This window comes from Pacificibacter sp. (genome assembly GCF_039769035.1).
Classification (GTDB): Bacteria; Pseudomonadota; Alphaproteobacteria; order Rhodobacterales; family Rhodobacteraceae; genus Celeribacter.
In genome coordinates this window covers 1-23,814 of sequence record NZ_JBDMZG010000003.1, presented here as the reverse complement: position 1 = coordinate 23,814, position 23,814 = coordinate 1, and the positions used below count along the sequence as shown (strand labels likewise).

Below are 23,814 nucleotides of genomic sequence, written 5' to 3'. Positions count from 1 at the left end.
TTTTGTATTTGGGCAAGCACAGCAACTCTTTTCATGTGCGGCGAATTCCAGTATCTCCTGCGCAACTTAGATTGAAAGGCATGGCTCATGGATCACTTTATTTATCGCGATGGCGTGTTGCACGCAGAAGACGTCGCTTTGACCGATATTGCCGCAGCCGTTGGGACGCCTTTCTATTGCTATTCCACGGCAACGTTGACGCGCCATTTCACCTTGTTTGATGAGGCCCTGCACGGGATGGATCATCTTGTGTGTTTTGCGATGAAGTCGAATTCCAACCTTGCCGTTCTCAAATTGATTGGTGACTTGGGCGCTGGCATCGATGTTGTGTCGATGGGCGAATACCTTAAAGCGCGCGCAGCTGGCGTTCCGGGCGAACGCATTGTCTTTTCTGGTGTTGGCAAAACCCGCGAAGAAATGCGCACAGCCCTGTCAGGTGGCATTCGCCAATTCAACGTTGAATCAGAGCCAGAGCTGGAAGCACTTAACGAGGTTGCGATCTCGATGGGTGTGAAAGCCCCGATTGCCATTCGCGTGAACCCCGATGTTGACGCCAAAACCCACGCGAAAATCGCGACGGGCAAAAGCGAAAACAAATTTGGCATTCCGATCAAAGCAGCGCGCGAAGTTTATGCCCGTGCGGCCAAAATGGAAGGCATCGATGTCGCGGGCATCGACGTGCACATTGGCTCGCAGTTGACGCAGCTTGCGCCGTTTGAACTGGCCTTTACCAAAGTCGCTGAATTGACTGAAGTTCTGCGCAGCGATGGTATCAACATTCGCCGCCTTGATTTGGGTGGCGGGCTTGGCATTCCTTATCAGCGTTCAAATGAGGCACCGCCCTTGCCGATGGAATACGGCGATGTGATCCGCAAAACTGTGGGTCACTTGGGCTGCGAGATCGAGATTGAGCCAGGTCGTTTGATTTCAGGCAACGCTGGCGTGATGGTGTCCTCTGTCATCTATCTCAAGCATGGCGAAGGCCGTGACTTCTTGATTATTGATGCGGCGATGAACGATCTTATCCGCCCCTCAATGTATGAGGCGCATCACGATATCATTCCTGTGGTTGAAGCCGATGCTGGCAGTGAAAAAGCAGCCTATGACATTGTTGGTCCTGTGTGTGAAACCGGTGATACCTTTGCGAAAGCGCGTGCGATGACGCCTCTTGGGCCTGACGATTTGGTCGCGTTCCGCTCTGCGGGTGCTTACGGCGCCGTGATGGCGTCTGAATACAATTCGCGCCCTCTTATTCCCGAAGTCTTGGTGAATGGTGATCAATTCGCTGTCATTCGTGCGCGTCCGACCTATGAGGAAATGATAAATCGCGATACGATCCCTGAGTGGCTCTAGGAAGCGGATCGTTTTGACCCGTTAGCCGAGCGCGTTCGGGCAAGACACGATGAACAAAGATACCTCAGCTGCGCGCAGCCTTGCGCGCCACATCAAACGCACGGTGGGGCTCACGTTTGTGGGGCTTTGCCTTGAGCGTTTCGTGCAGGCGTTTCTTTGGTTCGGCGTTCTGATTTGCCTCGCTATCACCGGCTATTTGTTTGGCGCATTTTCCATTTCGCCCGTTTTGGTGTGGATTGCGCTTGTTGCCTTGGGCGTGGCGTTCGTGATGGGCGCTTTGCGGTTTCGCTTGCCCACTTGGGACGAGGCGCAATCCCGCGTTGATGCCTCCCTACCCAACAGGCCCCTTCAAGCGCTCAATGATTTGAACGCAACGGGGCAGGGTGACGCCGAAACCCAAGAAGTGTGGCGTGCACACCAAGCCCGTATGGCGGTTCAGGCGATGGCCGCTCGGGCGATTGCGCCCAATGTGCGCCTGTCAAAACGTGATCCTTATGCGCTGCGCTTGATCGCAGTGACCAGTTTGATCATGGCCTTTTTGTTTGGAGCTGATGCGCCGCAATTGGGGTCTGGGTCTGGGAATATCACAGATGAGATCGTTGCCGGCCCCGCGTGGGAAGGGTGGATTGAACCCCCTGCGCATACGGGCAAGCCGACGCTATATCTCGCTGATTTGCCTGCGGCTTTTACGGCACCTAAAGAGTCCAAAGTGACCATTCGCCTGTATGGCGACGGCACGGATTTGACGCTTTCTCAATCGGTCTCTGATACTGCGACGTCTGACGCAGATTTGGCGCAGGGGTTCAAGCTTGAGCGCGATGGAGAGATCAAAATCAGCGGTTCAACGGGTCGCATTTGGGACGTGGCGCTGTTGCCCGACAGTGCGCCAACCGCCGAATTGCTGGGTGAGATGACGCGCGCCGCATCTGGCGAATTGCGCCAATCCTACCGCGTTTCAGATGATTTTGGTGTTGCGCGGTCGCTGCTGGACATCTCGTTGGATCGCGATGCTGTTGTCTCGCAATACGGTTATCAAACAGAGCCAGAGCCACGTGATGATTTGAGCATTGCAATCACTCTGCCACGTGCGCGGGATCGTCAAAATGTAGAAGGCATGGTGGTTGAAAACCTGTCGCGCCACCCGTTTTCTGGCTTGCCCGTACGTGTGAATTTGACGGCATGGGACACAGTTGGGCAAAAGAGCACCGTGGCGCAAAGCCAAGCCATTTTACCTGGGCGTAAGTTTTTCGACCCACTTGCTGCGGCTTTAATTGATGTGCGGCGCGAATTGCTTTGGAGTCGTATGAACGCACAAAGATCGGCGCAGGTTTTGCGTGCGATCAGCTATGCGCAAGATGAAGAATACGGCGGCGATCAGGCGCTGTTTTTGCGGCTTAGGTCCGTGGCGGGTTTGATCGAAGTGCGCGGGTCTGACATGTCCGGCGAGGTGTGGGACAGCGTGACGAACACACTGTGGGACATCGCGGTGGAGTTGGAAGATGGTGAATTGTCCGAGGCGCTCGAGCGACTTCGGCGCGCGCAAGAGCGCTTGTCGCAGGCGATGCGAGACGGGGCGACACCAGAAGAGATCGCGAAACTTATGCAAGAGTTGCGCGAGGCCACACGAGACTACATTCGTCAGCGCGCTGAACAGCAGGACCAAGATCAGAGCGATAGCACGGCTGGCGACACAGAAGACATTTCAGCAGATCAATTGCAAAAGCTGATGGATCGTATCCAAGAGTTGATGGAGCAAGGCCGTATGGCCGAGGCACAACAGCTTATGGATATGCTCAATGCGCTGCTTGAAAACATGCAAGTGACCAGAGGACAGGGTGCAGGTGGCGATGCAATGGAAGGGCTGCAAGACATGTTGCGCGAGCAGCAAGAACTGAATGACCAGACATTTTCCGATCTGCAAAACCAATTTGGCACGCAACCGAATGAGGACGCCGACGCGCCAGAGGGTGCGGACGGCCTGTTGGCGGATCGACAACAAGCCTTGCGCGATCAGTTGCAACGCGAACAGGACGGTTTGCCACGCTCTGCCCCCAGCCAAGACGGGGATGCGGCGTCAGAACTTGAACGCGCAGAGCGGTCGATGGAAGAGGCAGAGAAGGATTTGCGTAACAATGACTTTGCTGGTGCGCTCGACAACCAAGCGCGCGCCATGGATGCTTTGCGCAAGGGATTGAAAAGTCTCGGCGAAGAACTGTCTGGGCAATCACAAGATGAGAATTCCGAGGGCTCTCAAGCACAGTCTGGAACCGCAGAGGGCCAAGATCCGCTTGGCCGAAGTGACGACGGTCAGGGTGCTGGCAATTTAGGGCAGGACGGGCTGGAAGATCAGCTATCTGTTCGCAAGCAGGCCGAAGAGCTTATGAATGAAATCCGTCGACGTTCTGCGCAAAGAGAACGTGCTGATGAGGAGCTTGAGTACCTAAATCGTCTGCTTGATCGGTTTTAACAGCGGCGTAGTTTAGGCATCGCCACTAAATTGCGACATCAAAATACCGATGCGCTCAATGATCGACGCAAAGATGGCATCAAGCCATACCCGCAGGGCATTCGCCACTTCTAAAAATTTCGTCATTGCGCCTTCCAGTTCTGGTACCTTTTGGACCAAGATTGGGGCGAGGGCATAAAGCGCAATTGAAACCACTGTGATCACGACAAGCAGCATAAAGCCTATGGTGAATGCTTTTCGGCGCGCACGGGCGCGTCGGACTTCTCTGCCAAATGCTGCGCTGTATGTTCTGCGCTCTGTTGGCTCCTCGAGCGCCTCGTCGTTCCCGTCTACGTCAGGCGCAGTGTCATTAGATTTGGCCGCATCGGGCTTTGGCGTGGGGTCTGCTGCACTTGGCTGAGATGACGAATCTTGCTTGGCGGCCACAGACGCGTCATCTGCGCCCAGATCGGTTTGGGTTTCCAAGCCACCCGCCTCGGCCGCGCGTAATCCTTGATCAAACGCCACCTCAGCTTGCAAGATATCGCGAACGCTGTCTGTGACGCTGGAGCGTTGTACAGGGGCAGACTTGTCTGCGGTTTGAGCATCATCGCCATCTGCTTCAGGCAATGGTTCTGCATTGTCGGTTGCCGCACCTTCGGCAGCGTTGTCACCTGAAGGCACATCAGCGACAGGCACGGGCGCAACAGGTTTCGCGGCGGGATCTACAGCATTTTGAAACCACGTATTGCCGCAATTCGAACACTGTACATCACGTCCGTCATCCGGAATGACGTTCGCATCAACTTCGTATTGAGCACTGCAGTTTGGACAAGTGAGCCGCATAAATTCCTCTGTTACACATATCGTGTGGTGTAACCGCTTTGTTTTGATGAATTGTGAACGCAGGACGTTCGATTGTCCATAAATTATGCAGCCGTTGGATTGCAAGGTGCGGAGCGGTGAGGCAAAACTGTCGCGAGCGAAGGATAGGGGCCGCGTGTGATCGAGTTTAAAAATGTTGCGTATGGATACGGCGGTCAGGACCTTTTGACGGAAATTTCTTTGTCATTGGCGCCTGGCTCATTTCACTTTTTGACCGGCCCATCTGGCGCAGGGAAAACGACGTTTCTTAAGATGTGCTACAGCGAATTGCGCGCCACTGCGGGCCAAGTTCACCTGCTGGGCCATGACACCCGCAACATGTCGCGTGACCAAGTGGCAGAGCTGCGCCGCAAAATTGGCGTTGTGCACCAAGATTGTCAGTTTTTGGATCACCTAAGTGTCGCTGAGAATGTGACATTGCCTTTGTCGGTGTCCGACAAGCAAAGCAACAGCACCGATTTGAACGAGTTGATGACATGGGTTGGCTTGTCACAGCGTATGGACGCATTGCCTGCCGAGCTGTCGGGCGGGGAACGTCAACGCGTGGCCTTGGCGCGCGCTGTTATCATGTCGCCGGATGTGATCATCGCGGATGAACCCACTGGGAACGTCGATTGGGACATGTCGCTGCGGTTGCTGCAATTGTTGATTGAGCTGAACAAAATGGGAAAAACGGTGATCATTGCCACGCATGATATGCACCTGATTCGACAAGCGAAATCGCAAGTTCAAACGCGCCTGTTGCGCATTGCCAATCGGCGCATTCAGCAAGCGGAGGTGGACCTGTGATGTCGGTGTTTTCTTCTGTTTTGAAACGGGACAACGCGGTCCAAGATCGCATCGTGCCGCCCACTGGTTTTACCGCACAGTTGACGATTTTAACCGCTGCGGCGATGGCTTTTTTGGCGGTCTTCGCCATGACGCTGTCATTGGCGACGGGGCGTTTGGCGGACAAATGGGGCGGCGCATTGGCGCAGTCTTCGACAGTGCGCATATCGGCGCCTGTCGATCAAATCGAGGCTCAAACGAAAGCTGCTATGGCGGTGCTTACGACCACGCCGGGCGTGCGCGAGGCACGTGTCCTCAGCCTTGAGGAAGAGCGCGCATTGCTGGCGCCATGGCTTGGGCCTTCTTTGCCGATTGAAAACCTGCCGTTGCCTGTTTTGATCGATGTGACCGAAACGTCTGAGGGCTTTGATGCGGACGGGTTGCGACTGCGATTGGCCGGGGAGGCTCCCGGTGCGGTTTTGGATGATCACACACGGTGGCGTCGTCCATTGCTGAGCGCGGCCAGCAGGTTGCGCTTTTTGGGCGTCGTGAGCTTGATTTTGATCGCGGGCATCACCGGTGCGATGATCACGCTTGCGGCCAATGCGGCGCTTGCGGCCAATGGCAAGGTGATCCAAGTGCTGCGTCTGGTTGGGGCAAAAGACACGTTCATCGCGTCCGCATTCGTGCGTCAGTTTACGATGCGCGGATTTGTGGGGGCCGCATTGGGTGTTGTCATTGGCATGCTGGCTGTCGCAGTGTTACCAAGTGCACAAACCGAAGGTGGATTTCTGACGGGGCTCGGATTTCAAGGCTCTGAATGGCTTTGGCCCTGTGTCATTCCACCAATTGCTGCTGGTGTTGCTTATGTGGCGACACGCATGGCTGCGAAACAAACTTTAAAAAGGCTGATGTAATGCCCTATCCGATCCAGTGGATCCTATCCCTTCTCTTTATTATTCAAATGTATGTGGCGATGGCCATCATTGGTCTGATCTTTACCCCGCTTGCGGCATTTGATCGGAAATATGCCTTTCACGCGATTCATGCGTGGTGCACTTGGGTGCGTATCAGCGCGCATGTGATTTGCGGATTGAAGTCTGAAGTGCGCGGCGAAGTGCCCACTGATGAGGTGATCGTGGCGTCCAAGCACCAAAGCTTTTTTGACATCATTCTAATCGTTTCCGCGTTGCCTCGGCCAAAGTTCATCATGAAGAAGTCTTTGGAAAAAATGCCGATTGTCAGTTTTTACGCAGAGCGTTGCGGCTGTATCGGTGTGGATCGCGGCAAAAAGGGACAGGCGATCAAGAAAATGGTCGCGGATGTCAAAGCCGGACATACATCGCCTGGTCAGTTGATCATTTTCCCGCAAGGTACGCGCGTCGCACCGGGTGTGAAAATGGATTACAAGGTGGGCACTGGGGTGCTCTACAAGGAAACAGGGCAAGATTGCGTGCCTGCTGCGACCAATGTGGGTGTGTTTTGGAAACGCCAAGGCATTTACCGTGGCCGTGGCACAGCTGTCGTAGAATTTTTGCCGCGGATCGAGGCCGGCCGAGGCTTGAAGGTGTTTATGAACGACCTCGAAACATCTGTGGAAACCGCCTCGAACCGCCTTATGGCAGACGCGGGTTTTGATGTGCCTGCAGATAAGTTGCCGACTTTGGAAACCTAGTCACCTCTGTGCATTTGATCATTCCAATAGAAAATGGCCGCAAAGCGCGGCCATTTTTTGTGAGCAATCGAAGAGGAGAGGCGCTTACGCAGCCAGTCCTTTTGAGCCGATATTCAAGAATTTCTCGCGACGCGCTTTGATCAACGCTTCAGGTGTTTCTTTTGACAGGGGCGCCAGCATGCCAGTGATCGCTTTACCAACAGATGCAATGGCTGCGTCGCGGTCACGTTGTGCACCACCTTGTGGTTCCGGAATGATCTGATCGATCACAGCCAGTTCTTTCAGCTCTTGGGCGGTCAAACGCATCGCTTCCGCAGCTTCGCGCATTTTGCCAGCGTCTTTCCAAAGAATGGAGGCACAGCCTTCAGGTGTGATGACGGAATAAATGGAGTGTTCCAACATTGCGACTTTGTTGGCCGCAGCAAAAGCAACCGCACCACCAGAACCGCCTTCGCCGATGATCACAGCGATCAATGGCACGGACAGTTGCAGACATTTTTGCGTGGAGCGCGCGATGGCTTCGGATTGGCCGCGTTCTTCCGCACCTTTGCCGGGGTAGGCACCGGGGGTGTCGACCAAAGCAATCACAGGAATGCCAAATTTGTCGGCGAGTTCCATCAAGCGGATGGCTTTGCGGTACCCTTCAGGGCGCGCCATGCCGAAATTGCGTTCGATGCGTGATTTGGTGTCGTTGCCTTTTTCATGGCCGATCACCATCACAGGTTGGTCGTTGAAACGTGCAAGGCCGCCCATAATCGCGTGATCGTCTGCAAAGTTCCGGTCACCTGCGAGCGGCGTGTATTCTGTGAACAGCGCTTCGATGTATTCGGCACAATGTGGGCGGTTTGGGTGACGGGCCACCTGACATTTGCGCCACGGGGACAAGGTCTTGTACATATCGATCAACATCGCCGCAGCTTTGTCGTCTAGGGCCAGAGCCTCTTTTTCAACATCCATATCTTCGTTGGCTCGCGCCATTGCGCGCAGCTCTTCAGCTTTGCCTTCGATTTCCGCAAGCGGTTTTTCGAATTCGAGATAGTGGGTCATATTACACTCCGATACGGGACACCTATCACCGTATATGGCGATTTTTTTCAGCAGGTGCAACTTAGCAAGATTTGTGAATGTGCTTTAGGCCAAATCAAGCGCGTAGCAAAGAAAGGAATGCCCTGTTGAAAGATTTAGAACGCGCAGGCGGTCTGTTGGCGGGGCTGCCGGATCGGGGGTAATATTTTGGATGGGTGAAGGCCTGCGCCTATTTGTTGGGCAAGTTGAGGCCCGAATCGGGCGAAATACCGCGTGATTCGCCATTTTTTGAGGTTTGTGCCAATGGTCCACAACACATCACGCCAAGCGATTTGGTCACATTGATCCACGCGTCTTTGGAATAATATTATAAAATCATAAGGTTATGGAATCAAAAACGCCTCGAGAAAAACATCTCGAGGCGTCGTCCTCAACATTCAGGCTCCTCCTCCTGAACGGAGTGGCTATACGTTAGCGATCAATTCTGATTGTGCAACGATTACTTCTGCTTGTTTGATCGATGCGATATCGACCAGACGACCTTTGTAAACGGTTGCCCCCTCGCCATTGGCCTTGGCGACCTCCATCGCGGCCAAGATTTCGCGGGCCTCAAGTACGGCACTTTCAGACGGGGTGAAGACCTCGTTGGCCAGTGCGATTTGCTTGGGGTGGATCGCCCATTTGCCGACCATGCCCAAGGTGGCCGACCGACGCGCTTGGGCGCGGTAGCCTTCATCATCGGAAAAGTCACCAAAAGGCCCATCGACTGGCAGAATGCCATGGGTGCGACAGGCCGCAACAATGGCCGTTTGGGCCCAATGCCACGGGTCGGAATAATGGCGTGTCTCGCCGTGCAGCATATAGTAGTTGTCTTGCGTGCCGCCGATGCCTGTTGTTTGCATGCCCATTGAGGCGGCAAAATCAGCCGCACCTAGGCTCATGGCTTCAAGACGGGGTGAGCTTTTGGCGATGTCTTCCACATGGGCAATGCCCGCAGCAGATTCGATAATCACCTCGAACGAAATGCGTTTGCTGCGACCCTTGGCGTGTTCGATGGCCGTGACCAGCGCGTCAACGGCATAGACATCTTCGGCGCAGCCCACTTTGGGGATCATGATTTGATCAAGACGCTCACCTGCTTGTTCCAGCAAATCGACCACATCGCGGTACCAATAGGGCGTGTCGAGTGAATTGATCCGCACAGCAAGGACTTTGTTGCCCCAGTCAATCGTGTTGATCGCCTCAATAATATTCGCGCGCGCGATGTCTTTGTCTGATGGCGCGACACTGTCTTCTAGATCAAGATTGATCACATCCGCCGCAGAGGCCGCCATTTTAGGAAATAGCTTTGTGTTCGAACCAGGTCCGAACAGCTGGCAACGATTGGGGCGCGCGGGTGGTGTGGGTTGCAGACGAAAGGACATGACGATTCCTGTTGGCAATTATATTATTAAGAAGTTGCCCGCATTGGTATTATATTGCGCACCAATTCTCAAGCATCATTTTGCAAACGCAGCAAAATGGCCGTCGAATCGGCGGGAGATCTGTCGCAGAATCACGATATGAACTGCGTCTTGATTTCACACTCTGTGCGATACGGTGGGATAAATGCGCGTTTTCTCCGCAAAAATGAATATATACTCCCATTTGCGCTGCATCTGCACGCAAGAATGAAAGCACATTCCATGAAAGGGCAGGTAATATGACGTAAATCCAACTGGAGAGCTGTCATGATCCAAACACCGTACCTTTTGTTCCTCGGCGATGCACCAGATTCGCTTGCTGCCAAAGTTGCCCAAGGCATCAAAGATTGGCGTCCTGAGTTTGCCGTTGGGCAGTTGCGCATGGAAGGCTGTAAAGCCGACATGGGATTGACGGATATGTCATTGGTTGAGGCCAAGGCGGCCGGTGCCAAAACATTGGTGATTGGCGTGGCCAACCGTGGTGGTGTGATTTCGCAAGCTTGGAAAAAGGTGCTGATTGCAGCACTGGAAGAGGGCTTTGATCTGGCCTCAGGCCTGCACAATCTTTTGACAGAGGAAGAAGATTTGGTCGCTGTTGCGAAGGCTTGCGGCCGTGAGCTGCATGACGTGCGTGTGCCCTCAGTGGACTACCCGATTGCGACAGGTGTGAAACGCACGGGCAAACGCTGCTTGGCGGTTGGTACGGATTGCTCTGTGGGCAAAATGTACACAGCCTTGGCGATGGATGCCTCTATGCGCAAACGTGGTTTGAAATCGTCTTTCCGTGCGACTGGCCAGACTGGCATTTTGATCACGGGTGACGGCGTGCCTTTGGACGCTGTTGTGGCGGACTTCATGGCGGGCGCTGTTGAATACATTTCACCCGATAACGACGCAGATCACTGGGATCTGATCGAGGGGCAGGGCAGCTTGTTCCACGTGTCTTACTCTGGCGTGACCATGGCGCTTGTGCACGGTGGTCAGCCGGATGCGTTGATCCTGTGCCATGAGCCAACGCGCGAACATATGCGTGGTTTGCCGGGCTATGATTTGCCAACATTGCAAGCTTTGCGCGACACGGCATTGCCACTCGCGCGCGTGGCTAACCCTGCCTGCGAAGTGGTTGGAATTTCCGTCAACACCCAGCATTTGTCCGAAGCCGAGGCTTTGACATACCTTGCATCTGTTGAAGCGGAAATGGGCCTGCCCGCTGTTGATCCATTCCGCCAAGGGGCTGACCGTTTGGTTGACGCATTGGTGAAATTGGACGAAACCGTCGCAGCATAAGCGCGCAAATTAGACCCTAATCCGAGGAAATAGCATGACTCTCACCGTGACCTCTGAGGCTTTTCGCCTTGCAGAAGCCTTTGTCATTTCGCGTGGGTCACGCACAGAGGCAAAGGTGATCACGGTCAAAGCCACGTCGGGCGATCATCAGGGTTGGGGTGAATGCGTGCCCTATGCGCGCTACGGTGAAAGCTTGGACAGCGTGACAGCACAGATCGAAGCTTTGCCAGCGGACATCACACGCGCCACTTTGCAAGAGGTTATGAAGCCCGGTGCTGCGCGCAATGCGGTCGATTGTGCGCTCTGGGATTTGGAAGCCAAGCAGGCGGGTAAACCCGTTTGGAAGATGCTGGACATGCCTGCGCCAAAGCCGTGTTTGACGGCTTATACCCTGTCGTTGGGCACGCCAGACAGTATGGAAGCGGCGGCAGCGAAAAACGCGCATCGGCCGCTGTTGAAAATTAAACTTGGCACGCCGGATGATATGGCGCGATTGGAAGCGGTGCGTCGCGGCGCGCCGAAATCGCGCATCATCGTCGATGCCAATGAAGGATGGAGCGCGGAGGTCTATGCAGATCTTGCGCCACATTTGGTGCGGATGGGCGTCGATCTTGTCGAACAGCCGTTGCCAGCGGGACAGGATGACATGTTGGCCGAGATGGAACGACCCCTTCCGGTCTGTGCCGACGAATCCTGTCATGACCGCGCTAGCCTCGGCAGTCTCAAGGGCAAATATGATATGATTAATATCAAGCTCGATAAGACTGGCGGGCTCACTGAAGCTCTCGATCTGCGTCTGCAAGCGCAGGCCGAGGGCTTCGGTATCATGGTGGGTTGTATGGTGGGAACGTCGCTTGCGATGGCGCCTGCGGTGATTTTGGCACAGGGTGCGCGCGTAACAGACCTTGACGGCCCGCTTCTTCTGGCCGAAGACCGTGATAACGCATTGCAATATGACGCCGAAGGGGTGCATCCGCCCGTATCGGCGCTTTGGGGATAGACCCACTATAAGGAGACCGCCATGAGCCAGATCGTTTACGTCAACGGAGAATTTGTTCCAGCAGCAGAGGCGAAAGTGTCTGTTTTTGATCGTGGGTTCTTGATGGCGGATGCCGTGTATGAAGTGACGTCGATCATTGGTGGCAAGATCATCGACTTTGATGGTCACGCAACACGTTTGCAGCGCTCCTTGTCTGAACTCGAAATGGTGGCCCCAGTGACCATGGATGAGCTTTTGCAAATTCATCGTGATCTGATTGAGAAAAACAACCTCGACGAAGGCGGCGTCTATTTGCAGATCACCCGCGGTGCACCTGCGGCACGTGATTTTGCATGGCCTGATCCCGAAGAAGTGCCAGGCGGCATCGTGTTGTTCACATTCGAGAAGCCGATGGTCGACAGCAAGGTGATGGACGAAGGCATCAAAGTGATTTCCATCGCAGACGAGCGTTGGGGCCGTCGCGACATTAAAACCACGCAGCTGTTGTACCCGTCATTCGCCAAAATGCAGGCCAAGAAGCAAGGCTGCCAAGATGCTTGGTTGGTTGAAGATGGGTTTGTGACTGAAGGCACAGCAAACAACGCATACATCGTCAAAGACGGCGTGATCATCACGCGTCAGCTGAGCAATGACATTTTGCACGGGATCACCCGCGCTGCGATCTTGCGCTTTGCGGGTGAGGCACAAATGAAAGTCGAAGAGCGTCTGTTCACCATCGAAGAAGCACAGAACGCTGATGAAGCCTTTGTGACATCTGCCACTGGTTTCGCTCAGCCAGTGATCGAAATCGACGGTGCGCAAATCGGCGCAGGTGTGCCGGGCGATATCTCAAAACGCCTGCGCGAAATTTACACAGAAGAAATGATCAAAGCCGCGATTTAAGCGCCTTTATCTGTCTCATTTCTATCTGCCAATTGAAAAGGCCCGCCAATATAGCGGGCCTTTTGTATGCTGTGCAGCTTTGAGGTGACTACGATTTATCGAGCGGGCCAACGTTGGCTTCAAACGACTTCTTAAATGCGTCCTGTTGGTCTGGGGCCGCCTCTGTTTGATAGTTGGCTTTCCATTCGGACATTGGCATGCCGTAATAGATCTCGCGCGCCTCGTCCTTGGTCATTTCAATGCCGCGCGCGTTGGCCGCTTCTTGGTACCACCGAGACAGGCAGTTGCGGCAAAAGCCAGCGAGGTTCATCATGTCGATGTTTTGCACGTCAGTGCGTTTGTTCATCAAGTGATCGCGCAGGGTGCGAAACGCTGCGGCTTCAATTTCAATACGGGTTTGGTCGTCCATAGCGCTCTCTTTTATAGGTCGTTGTCAGTTAGGGTTTGGGCCAAAATAGGTGCCAGCAGGGCCGCCCAGTGTTTTTGCGTTGCTTCGGTTTCGATCAAATCAGACCGCAACTCAATCAACACGTTCAATCGCCCTTGTTTGATAGCATGGGCTTCAATCGCGTCATCTGGGAACTGTCCCACATAAGGCTCGTTATCGCCGATGCACAGGGGCTCACCAAGCAATGCCGCCTCTTTTTGCAGAGCGGGCGAGGCTTTAAGGGCAGCAATAAGCGGATCCGTCAAACGCTTGTCGGCGGCTGACAGGATGCCGATTTGCCAAGGACGCTTGTGCGCGCCATTCAACTGCGGTGTAAAGCTGTGCAAAGCGCAAACGACGGTGTCCTTGCGCTTGGAGGCGAGCGCCTCATAGGCGTCGTGATAGGGGCGATAGTAGGTTTCAATGCGACGCGTGACTTCGGCGTCGTCAGCATATCTGTTGGCTGGAATGATCGTGCCGTCATATAGCTTTCGCACCAGCGTCGGGTCGTTTTCACCGCGGTTTGGATCGATGATCAAACGTGAAAAATTGGCGATGACCGCGGGGCTGTCTAGCAGGCGTGCAAGTTCCAAAGACACGCCAAACGTGCCCACATCATAGGCGATGTGGCGGCTTATGTCGGCGTGGGGCAGGCCCAAATCCGTCTCAAATTCGTCAGGAATGAAATTGGTCGCATGATCGCATGTGACCAGCCAACGCCCTGTGCGTGTGGTTCCATATTGCTCAAAAGGTGAATAATCAGTCATTTTTCCGTCATGAAGTGGTGTCATGCCTCTAATACGACCTTTGTTCTCAAAGGGCCAGTTGTGCCGCACGCAGCTTTGCGGCATATAGAGGACGGCCCACCGCGAATTGAAATAATAAAAGGATGTAAGGCAACTATGAGACGCCTTCGCAACGTAAAGATCGTGGCCACTTTGGGCCCCGCATCTGACACATATGAAATGATCCGCTCGCTGACTGAAGCTGGCGCAAACGTTTTCCGCTTGAATATGAGCCATGGTGAACATGGTGAAATTCGCGAACGCCACGCGATGATCCGCAAAGTTGAAAAAGACTTGGGTCGCCCGATTGCAATTTTGGCTGACCTTCAGGGCCCAAAACTGCGTGTTGGCAAATTCGCCGAAGATTCCTACGATCTTGAGGTTGGCGCAAAGTTCCGTCTCGATCTGGATGACGCAGATGGCGACATGACTCGCGTGCAACTGCCACACCCTGAAATCTTTGCAGCCCTTGAAGTTGGCTCCAATCTTTTGGTGAACGACGGTAAGATTCGTTTGCAGGTCGAAGATTGCGGCAAAGATTTTGCCAACTGTGTGGTGACTGTCGGCGGCACAATTTCAAACCGTAAAGGCGTGAACGTACCTGACGTTGTTTTGCCTTTGGCCGCTTTGTCCGAAAAAGATCTCAAAGACCTTGAGTTCGTATGTGACCTTGGTGTCGATTGGCTCGCGTTGTCATTCGTACAGCGCCCTGAAGATGTGATTCAGGCCAGAGAGCTTGCCAAAGGTCGTGCTTTCGTTCTGTCCAAAATTGAAAAACCGTCTGCGGTTAAAGACTTTGACGAGATTCTCAAAGTGTCTGACGGCATCATGGTTGCGCGTGGTGATTTGGGTGTTGAACTGCCTGTGCACGCTGTGCCGCCAATCCAAAAGCGCCTTGTTCGTAAATGTCGCGCAGCTGCGAAACCTGTCATCGTTGCGACGCAGATGCTCGAATCTATGATCGAAAGCCCAATGCCGACACGTGCTGAGGTCTCCGACGTTGCGACCGCGATCTATGAAGGTGCGGATGCGATCATGTTGTCTGCCGAATCTGCTGCGGGTGATTTTCCGATCGAGGCGGTGACAACAATGAACAACGTGGCGATCGAGGTCGAAAACGACCCTGTTTACCGCGATGTTATGGATGCCTCACGCGCTGGGCGCAAAGAAACAATTGCGGATGCGATCGTTTCTGCTGCCCGCGAAATTGCTGAAACAACCGACGTCAAAGCGATTGTGTGTTACTCTGAAAGCGGCACGACTGCGGCTTTGACAGCACGCGAACGCCCTCATGTACCAATCGTTGCGATGACATCACGGCCTGGTACAGCGCGCAAGCTATGTCTCTACTGGGGTATGCATTGTGTGGTGACAGGCGAAGTCGGTCGATTCAAGACGGCTGTGGTCAATGCGGCACGTGCGGCACGCACTTGCGGCTTTGCGACTGAAGCGGACAATATCGTTGTGACTGCGGGTGTTCCGTTCAACGTACCCGGATCTACAAACATCTTGCGTGTTGCGCCATGTGACGAAAGGTTGATTTTTAACACAGATCCAGAGTAAGGTAAGTCTTCCTTATTTAATTGTTGCTACCGCGTGTGTGTATGAGTGGAGCTGGATATGAATGCAGATATAGTTATCGTTGTAGGTTTGTTGGCGCTGCTTATCGCTTTGCCAACCTGGATCTCTGCATTCTCTGAAAATCGGTTTCCGTTTTTGGCAATTGCGCTCATCACACTTGGTTCCGGTATGGTCGCTTGGGTCATTATGAAGAATCCAGGCGTCTATACTTTCGAAGAAATTCCACGCACAGTGACTCGCGTTATAGGGCGTTTTTTCTAAAACGCCCTATTTCTACTTTTCTCTATTGCCAAGTCTTAGACTCCACGTTAGTTGAGCCACTTCATGGTGCGCGTCCGGCGATCTGGCATGCCGAGTCGCGCGTTTAACCATCCGAACACTCGAATAAGGAGATGGAAATGCCTAAGATGAAGACGAAGTCTGGCGCTAAGAAGCGCTTTAAAATGTCCGCGACTGGTAAAGTCATGGCAGGTCAAGCTGGCAAACGCCACGGCATGATCAAACGTTCAAACAAATTTCTACGTAACGCTCGTGGCACGACGACGCTTTCCGCACCTGATGCGAAAATCGTTAAGTCGTACATGCCGTACAACCGCTAATAGGAGGCTCAGCATATGTCCCGTGTTAAAGGTGGTACAGTCACTCACGCTCGTCACAAAAAAGTCATCAAAGCTGCAAAAGGCTACTACGGCGCGCGTTCACGCTTGTTCCGTACAGCTACACAGGCTGTTGACAAGGCGAACCAATACGCAACTCGCGACCGCAAAAACCGCAAGCGCAACTTCCGCGCTTTGTGGATCCAGCGTATCAACGCTGCGGTACGTGCACATGATGAAGCTTTGACATACTCAAAATTCATCAATGGTTTGTCATTGGCTGGTATCGAAGTTGACCGCAAAGTCCTTGCTGACTTGGCTGTTCACGAACCAGAAGCTTTCACAGCGATCGTTGAAAAAGCACAAGCTGCTCTCGCTGCATAAGCGCGTTACAGCTTAACAAACTCTTTAAAGCCGCGGGCCTCATCTGAGCCTCGCGGTTTTTCTTTGTTTATTTTTCCAACTTTGTCGATTTCCGTTTGGCTCATCCGTCTTATAGTCAGAAAGGCAAAGGTCTTTCAGAACCCATGAGAGGAATGAACAATGCAGTATATGTGTCTTATCTACAGCCAAGAGGGCAAAGGTCCACAACCCGGAACAGAGGAATTCGGCGGTTACATGCAGGCCTATATGACTTTCACGAAAACCATGAAAGATGCGGGTAAGCTTGTCGCGGGGGATGCACTCAATCCTGTTGCCACGGCCACGACCGTGTCTGTGCGTGATGGCAAAACTGAAATCGTCGACGGTCCTTTTGCTGAAACCAAAGAACAGCTTGGTGGTTACTATCTGCTTGAATGTGACGATCTTGATGACGCTTTGAAATGCGCCGCGATGATCCCAACGGCAGAGCATGGTCGCATCGAAGTGCGCCCTGTCATGATTTTCGACTAACGCCTATGCCGCCTCCAGTCTCTCAACTCAATGATAGCGCCGCGCATATTGCGCGACTGATCCGCGAAGACTGGGGGCGCATTCTGGCCGCCTTGACTGCCTCAATCGGCGATTACACTTTGGCCGAAGACAGCTTGCAAGATGCGGTTGTCTCAGCTCTACAAACGTGGCCCGAAAAGGGCATGCCAAACAGCGCCGCCGCTTGGTTGATTGCCGTTGCGCGCCGCAAAGCGCTGGACCGGTTGCGGCGTCAAAAAACCATGACGCAAAAAGAAGACGAGCTGGCCCATTGGTTAGAGGTGCAACACGAAAACGAGGATATCGACATCGGCACCATTCCCGACCAGCGTCTCGAATTGATCTACACCTGTTGCCATCCTGCGCTGGATCAAAAGTCACGCGTGGCTTTGACCCTGCGCGCTTTGGGCGGGCTGTCCACAGAACATATCGCCAAAGCGTTTCTCGACAAAACCGACGCCATGGCCGCGCGACTTACTCGCGCCAAAAAGAAGCTCTCTGCGGCGGGGATCGCCTTCAAGCTACCTGAACCTGAAGACATCGTGCCCCGCACAGAGGCTGTTCTGCGGGTGATCTATTTGATTTTCAACGAGGGCGCGCATGCCTCAAACGGCGATCTAACGCGGGCGGATTTGGTGGGTGAGGCCATTCGATTGGGGCGTATTCTATGTGTTTTGCTGCCCGAACATGCCGAGACCAAGGGCCTGCTGGCCTTGATGCTGCTCAGTGACAGTCGGCGGTTTGCCCGTGTGGATGCGCATGGCGATTTTGTTCCGCTTGAGGCGCAAAATCGCGCCCGTTGGGATCGCGCGAAAATCACCGAAGGGCTGGCATTGGTCGAGGCGTCCTTGTCCAAAGGCCCCGCTGGTCCCTATGCTATCCAAGCCGCGATCAGTGCGCTGCATGCCCAAGCCTCTGTATTCGATGACACCGATTGGCCGCAAATCGTAGCGCTTTATGAAGTGCTGCAATCGCGCGCGCCCAACCCGATTCTTACAGTCAATCAAGCGGTGGCTTTGTCCTATGCCCAGACCCCTGATGCGGGCTTGGCGTTGTTAGATCGCGTGGCGCAAGATCCCAAGCTGGCCGCCTATCAACCCTATCACACCTGCCGCGCCGATCTTTTGGCCCGTATGGGGCGCGCAGGTGATGCTGCCCTCAGTTATCAGCGCGCCATTGATCTGTCCCCGTCCAAAGCCCAAGCGCGGTTTTTACAGCTGCGTTTGGATGCACTTCAAAACACCTGAATGCGCCTGTTTACTTGCGCTTTGGCACCTGTCGCGTTAGCACGTGGGCAAGTTAGATAAAGGTGCCGACATGGATGATCTGAAAAACAAATACCTCACCGCCATCAACGAGGCTGGTGACGAGGCGACACTCGAAGACATCCGTCTGAAAGCCGTGGGCAAAAAGGGCGAAGTGTCCTTGAAAATGCGCGAGCTGGGCAAGATGACGCCGGACGAACGCCAAGTGGCGGGCCCGAAATTGAACGCGTTGAAAGACGAGATCAATGCAGCACTTGCCGCCAAAAAAGTCGCGCTTGAAGACGTCGCTTTGGACAAGCGCCTGTCCGAAGAGTGGCTGGATGTGACCCTGCCGTCACGCCCTGCGCGCCAAGGCTCGATCCATCCTATCAGTCGGGTTTCTGAGGAAATCTACGCCATCTTTGCCGATCTAGGTTTCGCTGTCGCCGAAGGCCCGCAGGTCGAAGATGATTGGCACAATTTCGATGCGCTCAACATCCCGCCGCATCACCCCGCACGCCAAGAGCATGACACGTTCTACATGCACCGCGACGAGAATGATGATCGCCCACCGCATGTGTTGCGTACGCACACGTCACCGGTTCAAATCCGTACGTTGCTCGATCAAGGCGCGCCGATCAGCATCATCGCACCGGGCCGCGTGTACCGCTGTGACTACGACCAAACCCACACACCGATGTTCCACCAAGTCGAAGGTCTGTGCATCGGCAAAGACGTGTCTATGGCGAATCTCAAATGGGTGCTGGAAGAATTCTTCACCGCCTTCTTTGGCACAGAAGTCAAAACCCGTTTCCGCGCGTCACACTTTCCATTCACTGAGCCTTCCGCCGAAGTGGACATCCAGTGCAAGTGGGACAATGGCACCGTGAAAGTGGGCGAAGGCGATGACTGGCTTGAAGTTTTGGGCTCCGGCATGGTGCACCCGAATGTGTTGAAAGCCGGCGGCATCGACCCTGAGGAATGGCAAGGCTTTGCGTTTGGCATCGGCATCGACCGTTTGGCCATGCTGAAATACGGCATCCCCGACCTGCGTGCGTTCTTTGATTCCGATCTGCGCTGGCTGAAACACTACGGCTTTAATCCGCTCAGCGTGCCAACGCTGGCTGGGGGGATTAACGGGTGATGAAAAAGTAAGTTTTTGCTGCTGAGGAAGTTTCAAATAACGTTTGGCTGATTGCGCATCCAGACACAGATTTGATTGTCGGTAAATCCGACATCGGAGAACAAAATGACTGACCAAAACGACTCCATGGAAGACCTTCAGGTCACTTACCCCGGCGCGGGGATGTTTCAGCTTGCGAACAACCGTACGCGCTGTGAGCAGCTCAATGAATTGGTCGCTGTGGGCAAGAAAACCGCGACATGCATGCCGTGGTCCGAATTTGAAAACGATCAAGGCGCGCTGCCAGTGGCTGGCCGTGTCGACATCGTCGCTGATTGGGATGGCAACCCCGCCTTGATCGTGCGAACGCTCGAAGTCGAACGCGTCAAGTTTCGCAACGTGACGCCTGCGATGGCGCTCAAAGAGGGCGAAGACCAAGACATCGAAGGTTGGCGCAAACGCATGACCAAGAAATTCGGCACACAAGGCAAGCTCGACCGCGACACGCTTTTGGTATTTGAAACATTCGAACTGGTTGAGGACTTGGGCGTCCGTTAAGCGCCGCAAGCGATCCCCCCGCATGAGGCGGGCATAGGAGAAGACGATATGAAATTCACAGTTTCTTGGCTCAAAGAGCACTTGGACACGGACGCGTCACTGGACGACATCCTATACGCCTTGACCGATCTCGGTCTTGAGGTGGAAGGCGTCGAGAACCCGATGGACGTGTTCAAAGACTTTGAAATCGCGAAAATCACCCATGCGGAACAGCACCCAGACGCCGACAAATTGCGCGTGTGTAAAGTGCAAGCGGGCGCGGGTGAGACGCAGATCGTTTGTGGCGCGCCGAATGCCCGCGAAGGCATCACTGTGGTTCTGGCCAAGCCGGGGACTTACATTCCGGGTTTGGACATCACGATTTCTGTTGGCAAAATCCGTGGCGTTGAATCGTTCGGCATGATGGCGTCGGAAAAAGAGCTGGAATTGTCGGATGAACACAACGGCATTATCGAGCTGCCAAGTGGCACAGTTGGCCAGTCTTTTGCTGATTATCTGGCCGAAACAGATCCCGCCAAAGTCGACCCTGTGATCGAAATCGCCATCACGCCAAACCGCCCCGACGCTTTGGGCGTGCGCGGTGTGGCTCGTGATTTGGCCGCACGTGGTTTGGGTACATTGAAGCCTTTGAAAGAGGCGAAAGTGGCTGGCAGCTTTGCCAATCCGATTTCCGTGACCATTGACGCGAGCGCGCAGGACAGCTGCAAAGTTTTCGCAGGACGCTTGATCAAAGGCGTCACGAACGGACCATCGCCTGCATGGTTGCAAGACCGTTTGAAAGCCATCGGCTTGCGCCCGATTTCTACGCTCGTGGATATCACGAACTTCTTCACCTACGATCAAAACCGTCCTTTGCACGTGTTTGACGCGGGTAAAGTTGATGGAGGCTTGACCATTCACACCTCAAAAGGTGGCGAAGAATTGGTGGCCTTGGACGAGAAAACCTACACGATCCCTGAGGGCGTGACGGTGATTTCATCGGGCGGCAAAGTCGAAAGCATCGCAGGCATCATGGGCGGTTTGGAAACAGGCTGCACCGACGAGACCACGGACGTGTTTTTGGAGGCGGCGTTTTGGGACACCATCGCGATTGCGATTGGCGGCCGTGCGCTGAAAATCAATTCTGACGCGCGCTACCGCAACGAGCGCGGTATTGATCCAGCCTACAACATGCAAGCCATGGAAGACGCGACACAAATGATCCTTGATCTGTGTGGTGGTGAGGCGTCCGAGGTGACTGTAGCCGGTGAAGTGCCCGACGTGTCACGCGCTTACAAGCTCGACACAGATCGCGTGCAAAGCCTTGTGGGCATGGAAATTCTGCCCGAAAAACAGATCGCCACTTTGGAAGCCCTCGGTTTTGTCATGGACGGCGATATGGCGCAGGTGCCGTCTTGGCGCCCTGACGTTTTGGGCGCTGCCGATTTGGTCGAAGAGGTCGCGCGTGTTGAGTCGTTGACGCAACTTGAACCAAAACCACTGGCGCGCCCTGTGGGTATCGCCAAGCAAATCCAAACACCGATGCAAGTGCGCGAAAGCATGGCGCGGCACACGGCGGCGGCTTTGGGGTACAACGAATGCGTGACCTATTCTTTCGTCGACGAGGCATCCGCAAAACTGTTTGATGGCGGCAGCGATGCTGTGAAGCTGGAAAACCCGATTTCATCTGAAATGAGCCACATGCGCCCTGATCTTTTGGTGGGTTTGTTGCAAGCGGCATCACGCAACCAAGCGCGTGGGTTTAACGATCTGGCCCTGTTCGAAGTGGGCGCGGCTTTCCACGGTGGCGAACCTGGTGAACAGCATGTTCAAATCGGTGGCTTGCTTGTGGGCGCAACGGGTCCGAAAGACGTACACGGCGCGCGCCGCGATGTGGATGTGTTTGACGCGAAAGCCGATGCTGAGGCTATTTTGTCCTCAATCGGCGCGCCTGCCAAAGTGCAAATCTTGCGTGATACACCAAGCTGGTTCCACCCAGGTCGCTCTGGTAAAATCGGTCTTGGTCCAAAGAAAATCATGGCGCAATTCGGTGAAGTGCACCCGAAAACGCTCAAAGAAATGGGCGTCAAAGGCCCAGCTGTGGCGTTCACAGTCTTCCTTGAGCAGCCACCGTTCCCACGGGGCGGCAAGGCTGCGCGCCCTGCGTTCTTTACCAATGATCTGCAAGCTGTCGAACGCGACTTTGCCTTTGTTGTCGACAAAGATGTTGCGGCCTTGGCTGTTGTGAATGCGGCCTTTGGTGCCGATAAAAACTTGATCGAAGACGTGCGCGTTTTTGATGAATTCATCGGTGGCAGCCTTGGCGAAGACAAGAAATCTTTGGCGATCACGGTGCGTTTGCAGCCAGCCAAAGAGACGCTGAAGGACAAAGACATCGAAGAGGTGTCTGCGAAAATCGTCGCCAAGGTTGAAAAAGCCACAAAGGCTGTTTTGCGCGGGTGATCCCGTTTGAAATTGTGACATTGCAAAAGGGCGCGGGTTTTACCTGCGCCCTTTCTTATACGGGGTGGTTTTTAGCGGGCGATGCCGATTGATGGGCGCATAAGTGCTAGCGTTGCTTGGAAAATTGCATCACTCCCATGAGAGCAAGCACGAAAGACAAGCCAGAGACCACGGTGCGGAACTGGTTCCAAAACTGCCACTTTGGAGAGTATTCGCCCCAAATGATTTGAGCTTGTGCGAGATCCGTGGGCACAGTGACTGCGCCAAGGGCTTCATTCATCGGGACATTGATCGACATCGTTAAAATCAATCCGCCGCATAGGTAGGTGAGGGCACTGATCGCGAAGAATACGCCTGCTGATCTGTGCTTTTGCTTTAAAAGCAGGGCTGCTGTCGCGGCCAAGCAGAGCGGTGTTCCGAAGAATGCGGGTGCAAAGACCATGTTTCGAACCGATCCGTTCATCGCTTGCATGGCTTGGATCGCCACGCGCGCGTCGGTGTCATCTAGACCCCACATCGTCGAACAGACCCAAGCGTAGAAAAAGCCAAAGATGGCTGCACTCAGAACCAATGAAAGCGTCATGAGGGAAAGTGTGAGGTGTTTCATTTCGAATCCCCAAAAGCGTACACATTATTACGTATTTACACATTCCGTAATAATGTGTACGCCTTTTTGCAAGAGATTTTTCTTGGAGAGCTGCAATGCGAGACGACAAAAGACAAATGCGTCACGACGCCATAACACAGGCCGCATACGCACTTTTGGCTGAAAAAGGCTATGACGGGACATCGATGCTGAGCATCGCAAAGGCCGCGAAAGCGTCGAACGAAACGCTGTATCGCTGGTACGGCGACAAGCGGGGTCTGTTTGAAGCGATGGTGCGCGACAATGCCGCCGAAGTGAAAACCATGCTTGAGGCTGAGATGTCGTCTGGTGGCAGTCCGATAGATGCGTTGCGCACCATCGCGCCTGTCTTACTAAGCATGCTCTTGGGGGAGCGCGCGATTTTGCTCAATCGGGCTGCGGCCTCTGACCCGTCTGGCGAACTGGGCGCAGCGATCGCAAAGGGGGGGCGCGACGCCGTTCAGCCTCAAATAGCGGCGGTGATCGAGGATATCGAGACTGAGGTCAAGCCACAGGGGATGAGCAAGGCCGACCTGTTCTTGGGGTTGCTGATCGGCGATGCGCAAATTCGGCGGGTTCTGGGCGTCATGCCAGCTTTGCCCGAGGATCAAATACAGGCCCGTAGCAACGCGGCGATTGCCGCCTTCCTTAAGGTGTTGAGTGTCGGGTGATATCGGTGCAAAAGTCGCCTTGTCTCGAGATTGCAAAAGGAATGGGTGATGTCCCCGAATGATAC

The 23,814-nt window shown here is 54.1% G+C and carries 24 protein-coding genes; 18 read left to right on the top strand and 6 right to left on the bottom strand.

From position 1 onward, the window contains the following. Positions 1 to 87: 87 nt before the first annotated feature. Positions 88 to 1,353: a diaminopimelate decarboxylase gene (lysA, locus tag ABF287_RS00195; RefSeq protein ID WP_347183009.1), complete on the top strand. Its 1,266-nt coding sequence runs from the start codon at positions 88 to 90 to the stop codon at positions 1,351 to 1,353. Between the two features lie 49 nt (positions 1,354 to 1,402). Then, positions 1,403 to 3,820 (top strand): DUF4175 family protein, encoded by a 2,418-nt coding sequence (locus ABF287_RS00190; protein WP_347183008.1) that lies wholly within the window; start codon positions 1,403 to 1,405, stop codon positions 3,818 to 3,820. A 12-nt stretch (positions 3,821 to 3,832) separates the two neighbouring features. On the opposite strand, the gene ABF287_RS00185 is transcribed toward ABF287_RS00190, so the two are convergent. Continuing rightward, positions 3,833 to 4,645 (bottom strand): zinc-ribbon domain-containing protein, encoded by an 813-nt coding sequence (locus ABF287_RS00185; protein ID WP_347183007.1) that lies wholly within the window; start codon positions 4,643 to 4,645, stop codon positions 3,833 to 3,835. A 156-nt stretch (positions 4,646 to 4,801) separates the two neighbouring features. Between ABF287_RS00185 and ABF287_RS00180 the strand changes: the two genes are divergently transcribed. From ABF287_RS00180 to ABF287_RS00170, 3 genes are read left to right on the top strand one after another with little or no spacing between them, the layout of a single operon-like run. Continuing rightward, positions 4,802 to 5,473: an ATP-binding cassette domain-containing protein gene (locus ABF287_RS00180; RefSeq protein ID WP_347183006.1), complete on the top strand. Its 672-nt coding sequence runs from the start codon at positions 4,802 to 4,804 to the stop codon at positions 5,471 to 5,473. Next, entirely contained in the window at positions 5,473 to 6,369 is an 897-nt protein-coding gene (locus ABF287_RS00175) for an FtsX-like permease family protein (RefSeq protein ID WP_347183005.1), read from the top strand. The genes ABF287_RS00180 and ABF287_RS00175 overlap by 1 nt, the downstream gene beginning before the upstream one ends. Next, positions 6,369 to 7,127 carry a 1-acyl-sn-glycerol-3-phosphate acyltransferase gene (locus ABF287_RS00170; protein WP_347183004.1) on the top strand — a complete coding sequence of 253 codons (759 nt, stop codon included), beginning with the start codon at positions 6,369 to 6,371 and terminating at the stop codon, positions 7,125 to 7,127. Before ABF287_RS00175 ends, ABF287_RS00170 begins: the two co-directional genes overlap by 1 nt. A gap of 84 nt (positions 7,128 to 7,211) precedes the next feature. On the opposite strand, the gene ABF287_RS00165 is transcribed toward ABF287_RS00170, so the two are convergent. Together ABF287_RS00165 and ABF287_RS00160 are read right to left on the bottom strand one after the other, a co-directional pair. Further along, the gene (locus tag ABF287_RS00165) at positions 7,212 to 8,174 is read right to left on the bottom strand and encodes an acetyl-CoA carboxylase carboxyltransferase subunit alpha (protein WP_347183003.1); all 963 of its coding nucleotides are present in this window, start codon (positions 8,172 to 8,174) and stop codon (positions 7,212 to 7,214) included. A gap of 443 nt (positions 8,175 to 8,617) precedes the next feature. Continuing rightward, the gene (locus tag ABF287_RS00160) at positions 8,618 to 9,577 is read right to left on the bottom strand and encodes an L-malyl-CoA/beta-methylmalyl-CoA lyase (RefSeq protein WP_347183002.1); all 960 of its coding nucleotides are present in this window, start codon (positions 9,575 to 9,577) and stop codon (positions 8,618 to 8,620) included. A 306-nt stretch (positions 9,578 to 9,883) separates the two neighbouring features. On the opposite strand from ABF287_RS00160, the gene dgcN reads away from it, so the two are divergent. From dgcN to ABF287_RS00145, 3 genes are read left to right on the top strand one after another with little or no spacing between them, the layout of a single operon-like run. Next, positions 9,884 to 10,903, top strand: coding sequence for an N-acetyltransferase DgcN (dgcN, locus tag ABF287_RS00155; protein ID WP_347183001.1), 1,020 nt, complete (start codon positions 9,884 to 9,886; stop codon positions 10,901 to 10,903). 34 nt (positions 10,904 to 10,937) lie between these two features. Further along, a complete protein-coding gene (gene dgcA, locus ABF287_RS00150; RefSeq protein WP_347183000.1) occupies positions 10,938 to 11,903 on the top strand; it encodes an N-acetyl-D-Glu racemase DgcA in 966 nt (321 codons plus the stop codon). Positions 11,904 to 11,924: 21 nt separating this feature from the next. Next, complete coding sequence (locus ABF287_RS00145) at positions 11,925 to 12,785, top strand: D-amino-acid transaminase (protein WP_347182999.1); 861 nt, start codon at positions 11,925 to 11,927, stop codon at positions 12,783 to 12,785. Positions 12,786 to 12,873: 88 nt separating this feature from the next. Here the strand turns inward: ABF287_RS00145 and ABF287_RS00140 are convergent, their stop codons facing one another. Together ABF287_RS00140 and ABF287_RS00135 are read right to left on the bottom strand one after the other, a co-directional pair. Continuing rightward, positions 12,874 to 13,194, bottom strand: coding sequence for a DUF1244 domain-containing protein (locus ABF287_RS00140; protein ID WP_347182998.1), 321 nt, complete (start codon positions 13,192 to 13,194; stop codon positions 12,874 to 12,876). 11 nt (positions 13,195 to 13,205) lie between these two features. After that, positions 13,206 to 13,979 (bottom strand): N-formylglutamate amidohydrolase, encoded by a 774-nt coding sequence (locus tag ABF287_RS00135; protein WP_347182997.1) that lies wholly within the window; start codon positions 13,977 to 13,979, stop codon positions 13,206 to 13,208. A gap of 135 nt (positions 13,980 to 14,114) precedes the next feature. Here ABF287_RS00135 and pyk point away from each other — a divergent pair, with 135 nt between their 5' ends. The 9 genes from pyk (at position 14,115) to pheT (ending at position 22,453) form a co-directional block, all read left to right on the top strand. Next, positions 14,115 to 15,560 (top strand): pyruvate kinase, encoded by a 1,446-nt coding sequence (gene pyk / locus ABF287_RS00130; RefSeq protein ID WP_347182996.1) that lies wholly within the window; start codon positions 14,115 to 14,117, stop codon positions 15,558 to 15,560. A gap of 57 nt (positions 15,561 to 15,617) precedes the next feature. Further along, positions 15,618 to 15,839 (top strand): hypothetical protein, encoded by a 222-nt coding sequence (locus ABF287_RS00125; protein ID WP_347182995.1) that lies wholly within the window; start codon positions 15,618 to 15,620, stop codon positions 15,837 to 15,839. A 137-nt stretch (positions 15,840 to 15,976) separates the two neighbouring features. Then, positions 15,977 to 16,177, top strand: coding sequence for a 50S ribosomal protein L35 (rpmI, locus tag ABF287_RS00120; RefSeq protein WP_085850426.1), 201 nt, complete (start codon positions 15,977 to 15,979; stop codon positions 16,175 to 16,177). A 15-nt stretch (positions 16,178 to 16,192) separates the two neighbouring features. Continuing rightward, positions 16,193 to 16,558, top strand: a complete 366-nt coding sequence (gene rplT, locus ABF287_RS00115; protein ID WP_215944369.1) for a 50S ribosomal protein L20 — start codon at positions 16,193 to 16,195, stop codon at positions 16,556 to 16,558. Positions 16,559 to 16,717: 159 nt separating this feature from the next. Then, entirely contained in the window at positions 16,718 to 17,068 is a 351-nt protein-coding gene (locus ABF287_RS00110; protein ID WP_347182994.1) for a YciI family protein, read from the top strand. Positions 17,069 to 17,073: 5 nt separating this feature from the next. Then, positions 17,074 to 18,333, top strand: a complete 1,260-nt coding sequence (locus ABF287_RS00105; RefSeq protein WP_347182993.1) for an RNA polymerase sigma factor — start codon at positions 17,074 to 17,076, stop codon at positions 18,331 to 18,333. Between the two features lie 70 nt (positions 18,334 to 18,403). Further along, on the top strand, positions 18,404 to 19,474 hold the full coding sequence (pheS, locus tag ABF287_RS00100) for a phenylalanine--tRNA ligase subunit alpha (RefSeq protein ID WP_347182992.1): 1,071 nt from the start codon (positions 18,404 to 18,406) through the stop codon (positions 19,472 to 19,474). A gap of 105 nt (positions 19,475 to 19,579) precedes the next feature. Continuing rightward, positions 19,580 to 20,011, top strand: coding sequence for an ASCH domain-containing protein (locus tag ABF287_RS00095; RefSeq protein WP_347182991.1), 432 nt, complete (start codon positions 19,580 to 19,582; stop codon positions 20,009 to 20,011). Between the two features lie 48 nt (positions 20,012 to 20,059). Then, positions 20,060 to 22,453 carry a phenylalanine--tRNA ligase subunit beta gene (gene pheT / locus ABF287_RS00090; RefSeq protein ID WP_347182990.1) on the top strand — a complete coding sequence of 798 codons (2,394 nt, stop codon included), beginning with the start codon at positions 20,060 to 20,062 and terminating at the stop codon, positions 22,451 to 22,453. A 106-nt stretch (positions 22,454 to 22,559) separates the two neighbouring features. Here pheT and ABF287_RS00085 read toward each other — a convergent pair whose 3' ends face one another. Beyond that, the gene (locus ABF287_RS00085; RefSeq protein ID WP_347182989.1) at positions 22,560 to 23,060 is read right to left on the bottom strand and encodes an anthrone oxygenase family protein; all 501 of its coding nucleotides are present in this window, start codon (positions 23,058 to 23,060) and stop codon (positions 22,560 to 22,562) included. A 95-nt stretch (positions 23,061 to 23,155) separates the two neighbouring features. On the opposite strand from ABF287_RS00085, the gene ABF287_RS00080 reads away from it, so the two are divergent. Beyond that, on the top strand, positions 23,156 to 23,749 hold the full coding sequence (locus tag ABF287_RS00080; protein WP_347182988.1) for a TetR/AcrR family transcriptional regulator: 594 nt from the start codon (positions 23,156 to 23,158) through the stop codon (positions 23,747 to 23,749). Positions 23,750 to 23,814 lie beyond the last annotated feature (65 nt).

Excerpts from the sequence above, each read along its gene's own strand:
- ABF287_RS00135 (WP_347182997.1), bottom strand. The coding sequence starts at position 13,979 with ATGACTGATTATTCACCTTTTGAGCAATATGGAACCACACGCACAGGG.
- ABF287_RS00095 (WP_347182991.1), top strand. The coding sequence starts at position 19,580 with ATGACTGACCAAAACGACTCCATGGAAGACCTTCAGGTCACTTACCCC.
- dgcA (WP_347183000.1), top strand. The coding sequence starts at position 10,938 with ATGACTCTCACCGTGACCTCTGAGGCTTTTCGCCTTGCAGAAGCCTTT.
- ABF287_RS00190 (WP_347183008.1), top strand. The coding sequence starts at position 1,403 with ATGAACAAAGATACCTCAGCTGCGCGCAGCCTTGCGCGCCACATCAAA.
- ABF287_RS00080 (WP_347182988.1), top strand. The coding sequence starts at position 23,156 with ATGCGAGACGACAAAAGACAAATGCGTCACGACGCCATAACACAGGCC.
- rpmI (WP_085850426.1), top strand. The coding sequence starts at position 15,977 with ATGCCTAAGATGAAGACGAAGTCTGGCGCTAAGAAGCGCTTTAAAATG.
- pheS (WP_347182992.1), top strand. The coding sequence starts at position 18,404 with ATGGATGATCTGAAAAACAAATACCTCACCGCCATCAACGAGGCTGGT.
- ABF287_RS00085 (WP_347182989.1), bottom strand. The coding sequence starts at position 23,060 with ATGAAACACCTCACACTTTCCCTCATGACGCTTTCATTGGTTCTGAGT.
- ABF287_RS00140 (WP_347182998.1), bottom strand. The coding sequence starts at position 13,194 with ATGGACGACCAAACCCGTATTGAAATTGAAGCCGCAGCGTTTCGCACC.
- ABF287_RS00185 (WP_347183007.1), bottom strand. The coding sequence starts at position 4,645 with ATGCGGCTCACTTGTCCAAACTGCAGTGCTCAATACGAAGTTGATGCG.
- rplT (WP_215944369.1), top strand. The coding sequence starts at position 16,193 with ATGTCCCGTGTTAAAGGTGGTACAGTCACTCACGCTCGTCACAAAAAA.
- ABF287_RS00160 (WP_347183002.1), bottom strand. The coding sequence starts at position 9,577 with ATGTCCTTTCGTCTGCAACCCACACCACCCGCGCGCCCCAATCGTTGC.
- lysA (WP_347183009.1), top strand. The coding sequence starts at position 88 with ATGGATCACTTTATTTATCGCGATGGCGTGTTGCACGCAGAAGACGTC.
- ABF287_RS00125 (WP_347182995.1), top strand. The coding sequence starts at position 15,618 with ATGAATGCAGATATAGTTATCGTTGTAGGTTTGTTGGCGCTGCTTATC.
- ABF287_RS00170 (WP_347183004.1), top strand. The coding sequence starts at position 6,369 with ATGCCCTATCCGATCCAGTGGATCCTATCCCTTCTCTTTATTATTCAA.
- ABF287_RS00175 (WP_347183005.1), top strand. The coding sequence starts at position 5,473 with ATGTCGGTGTTTTCTTCTGTTTTGAAACGGGACAACGCGGTCCAAGAT.
- ABF287_RS00110 (WP_347182994.1), top strand. The coding sequence starts at position 16,718 with ATGCAGTATATGTGTCTTATCTACAGCCAAGAGGGCAAAGGTCCACAA.
- dgcN (WP_347183001.1), top strand. The coding sequence starts at position 9,884 with ATGATCCAAACACCGTACCTTTTGTTCCTCGGCGATGCACCAGATTCG.
- ABF287_RS00105 (WP_347182993.1), top strand. The coding sequence starts at position 17,074 with ATGCCGCCTCCAGTCTCTCAACTCAATGATAGCGCCGCGCATATTGCG.
- ABF287_RS00145 (WP_347182999.1), top strand. The coding sequence starts at position 11,925 with ATGAGCCAGATCGTTTACGTCAACGGAGAATTTGTTCCAGCAGCAGAG.
- pyk (WP_347182996.1), top strand. The coding sequence starts at position 14,115 with ATGAGACGCCTTCGCAACGTAAAGATCGTGGCCACTTTGGGCCCCGCA.
- pheT (WP_347182990.1), top strand. The coding sequence starts at position 20,060 with ATGAAATTCACAGTTTCTTGGCTCAAAGAGCACTTGGACACGGACGCG.
- ABF287_RS00165 (WP_347183003.1), bottom strand. The coding sequence starts at position 8,174 with ATGACCCACTATCTCGAATTCGAAAAACCGCTTGCGGAAATCGAAGGC.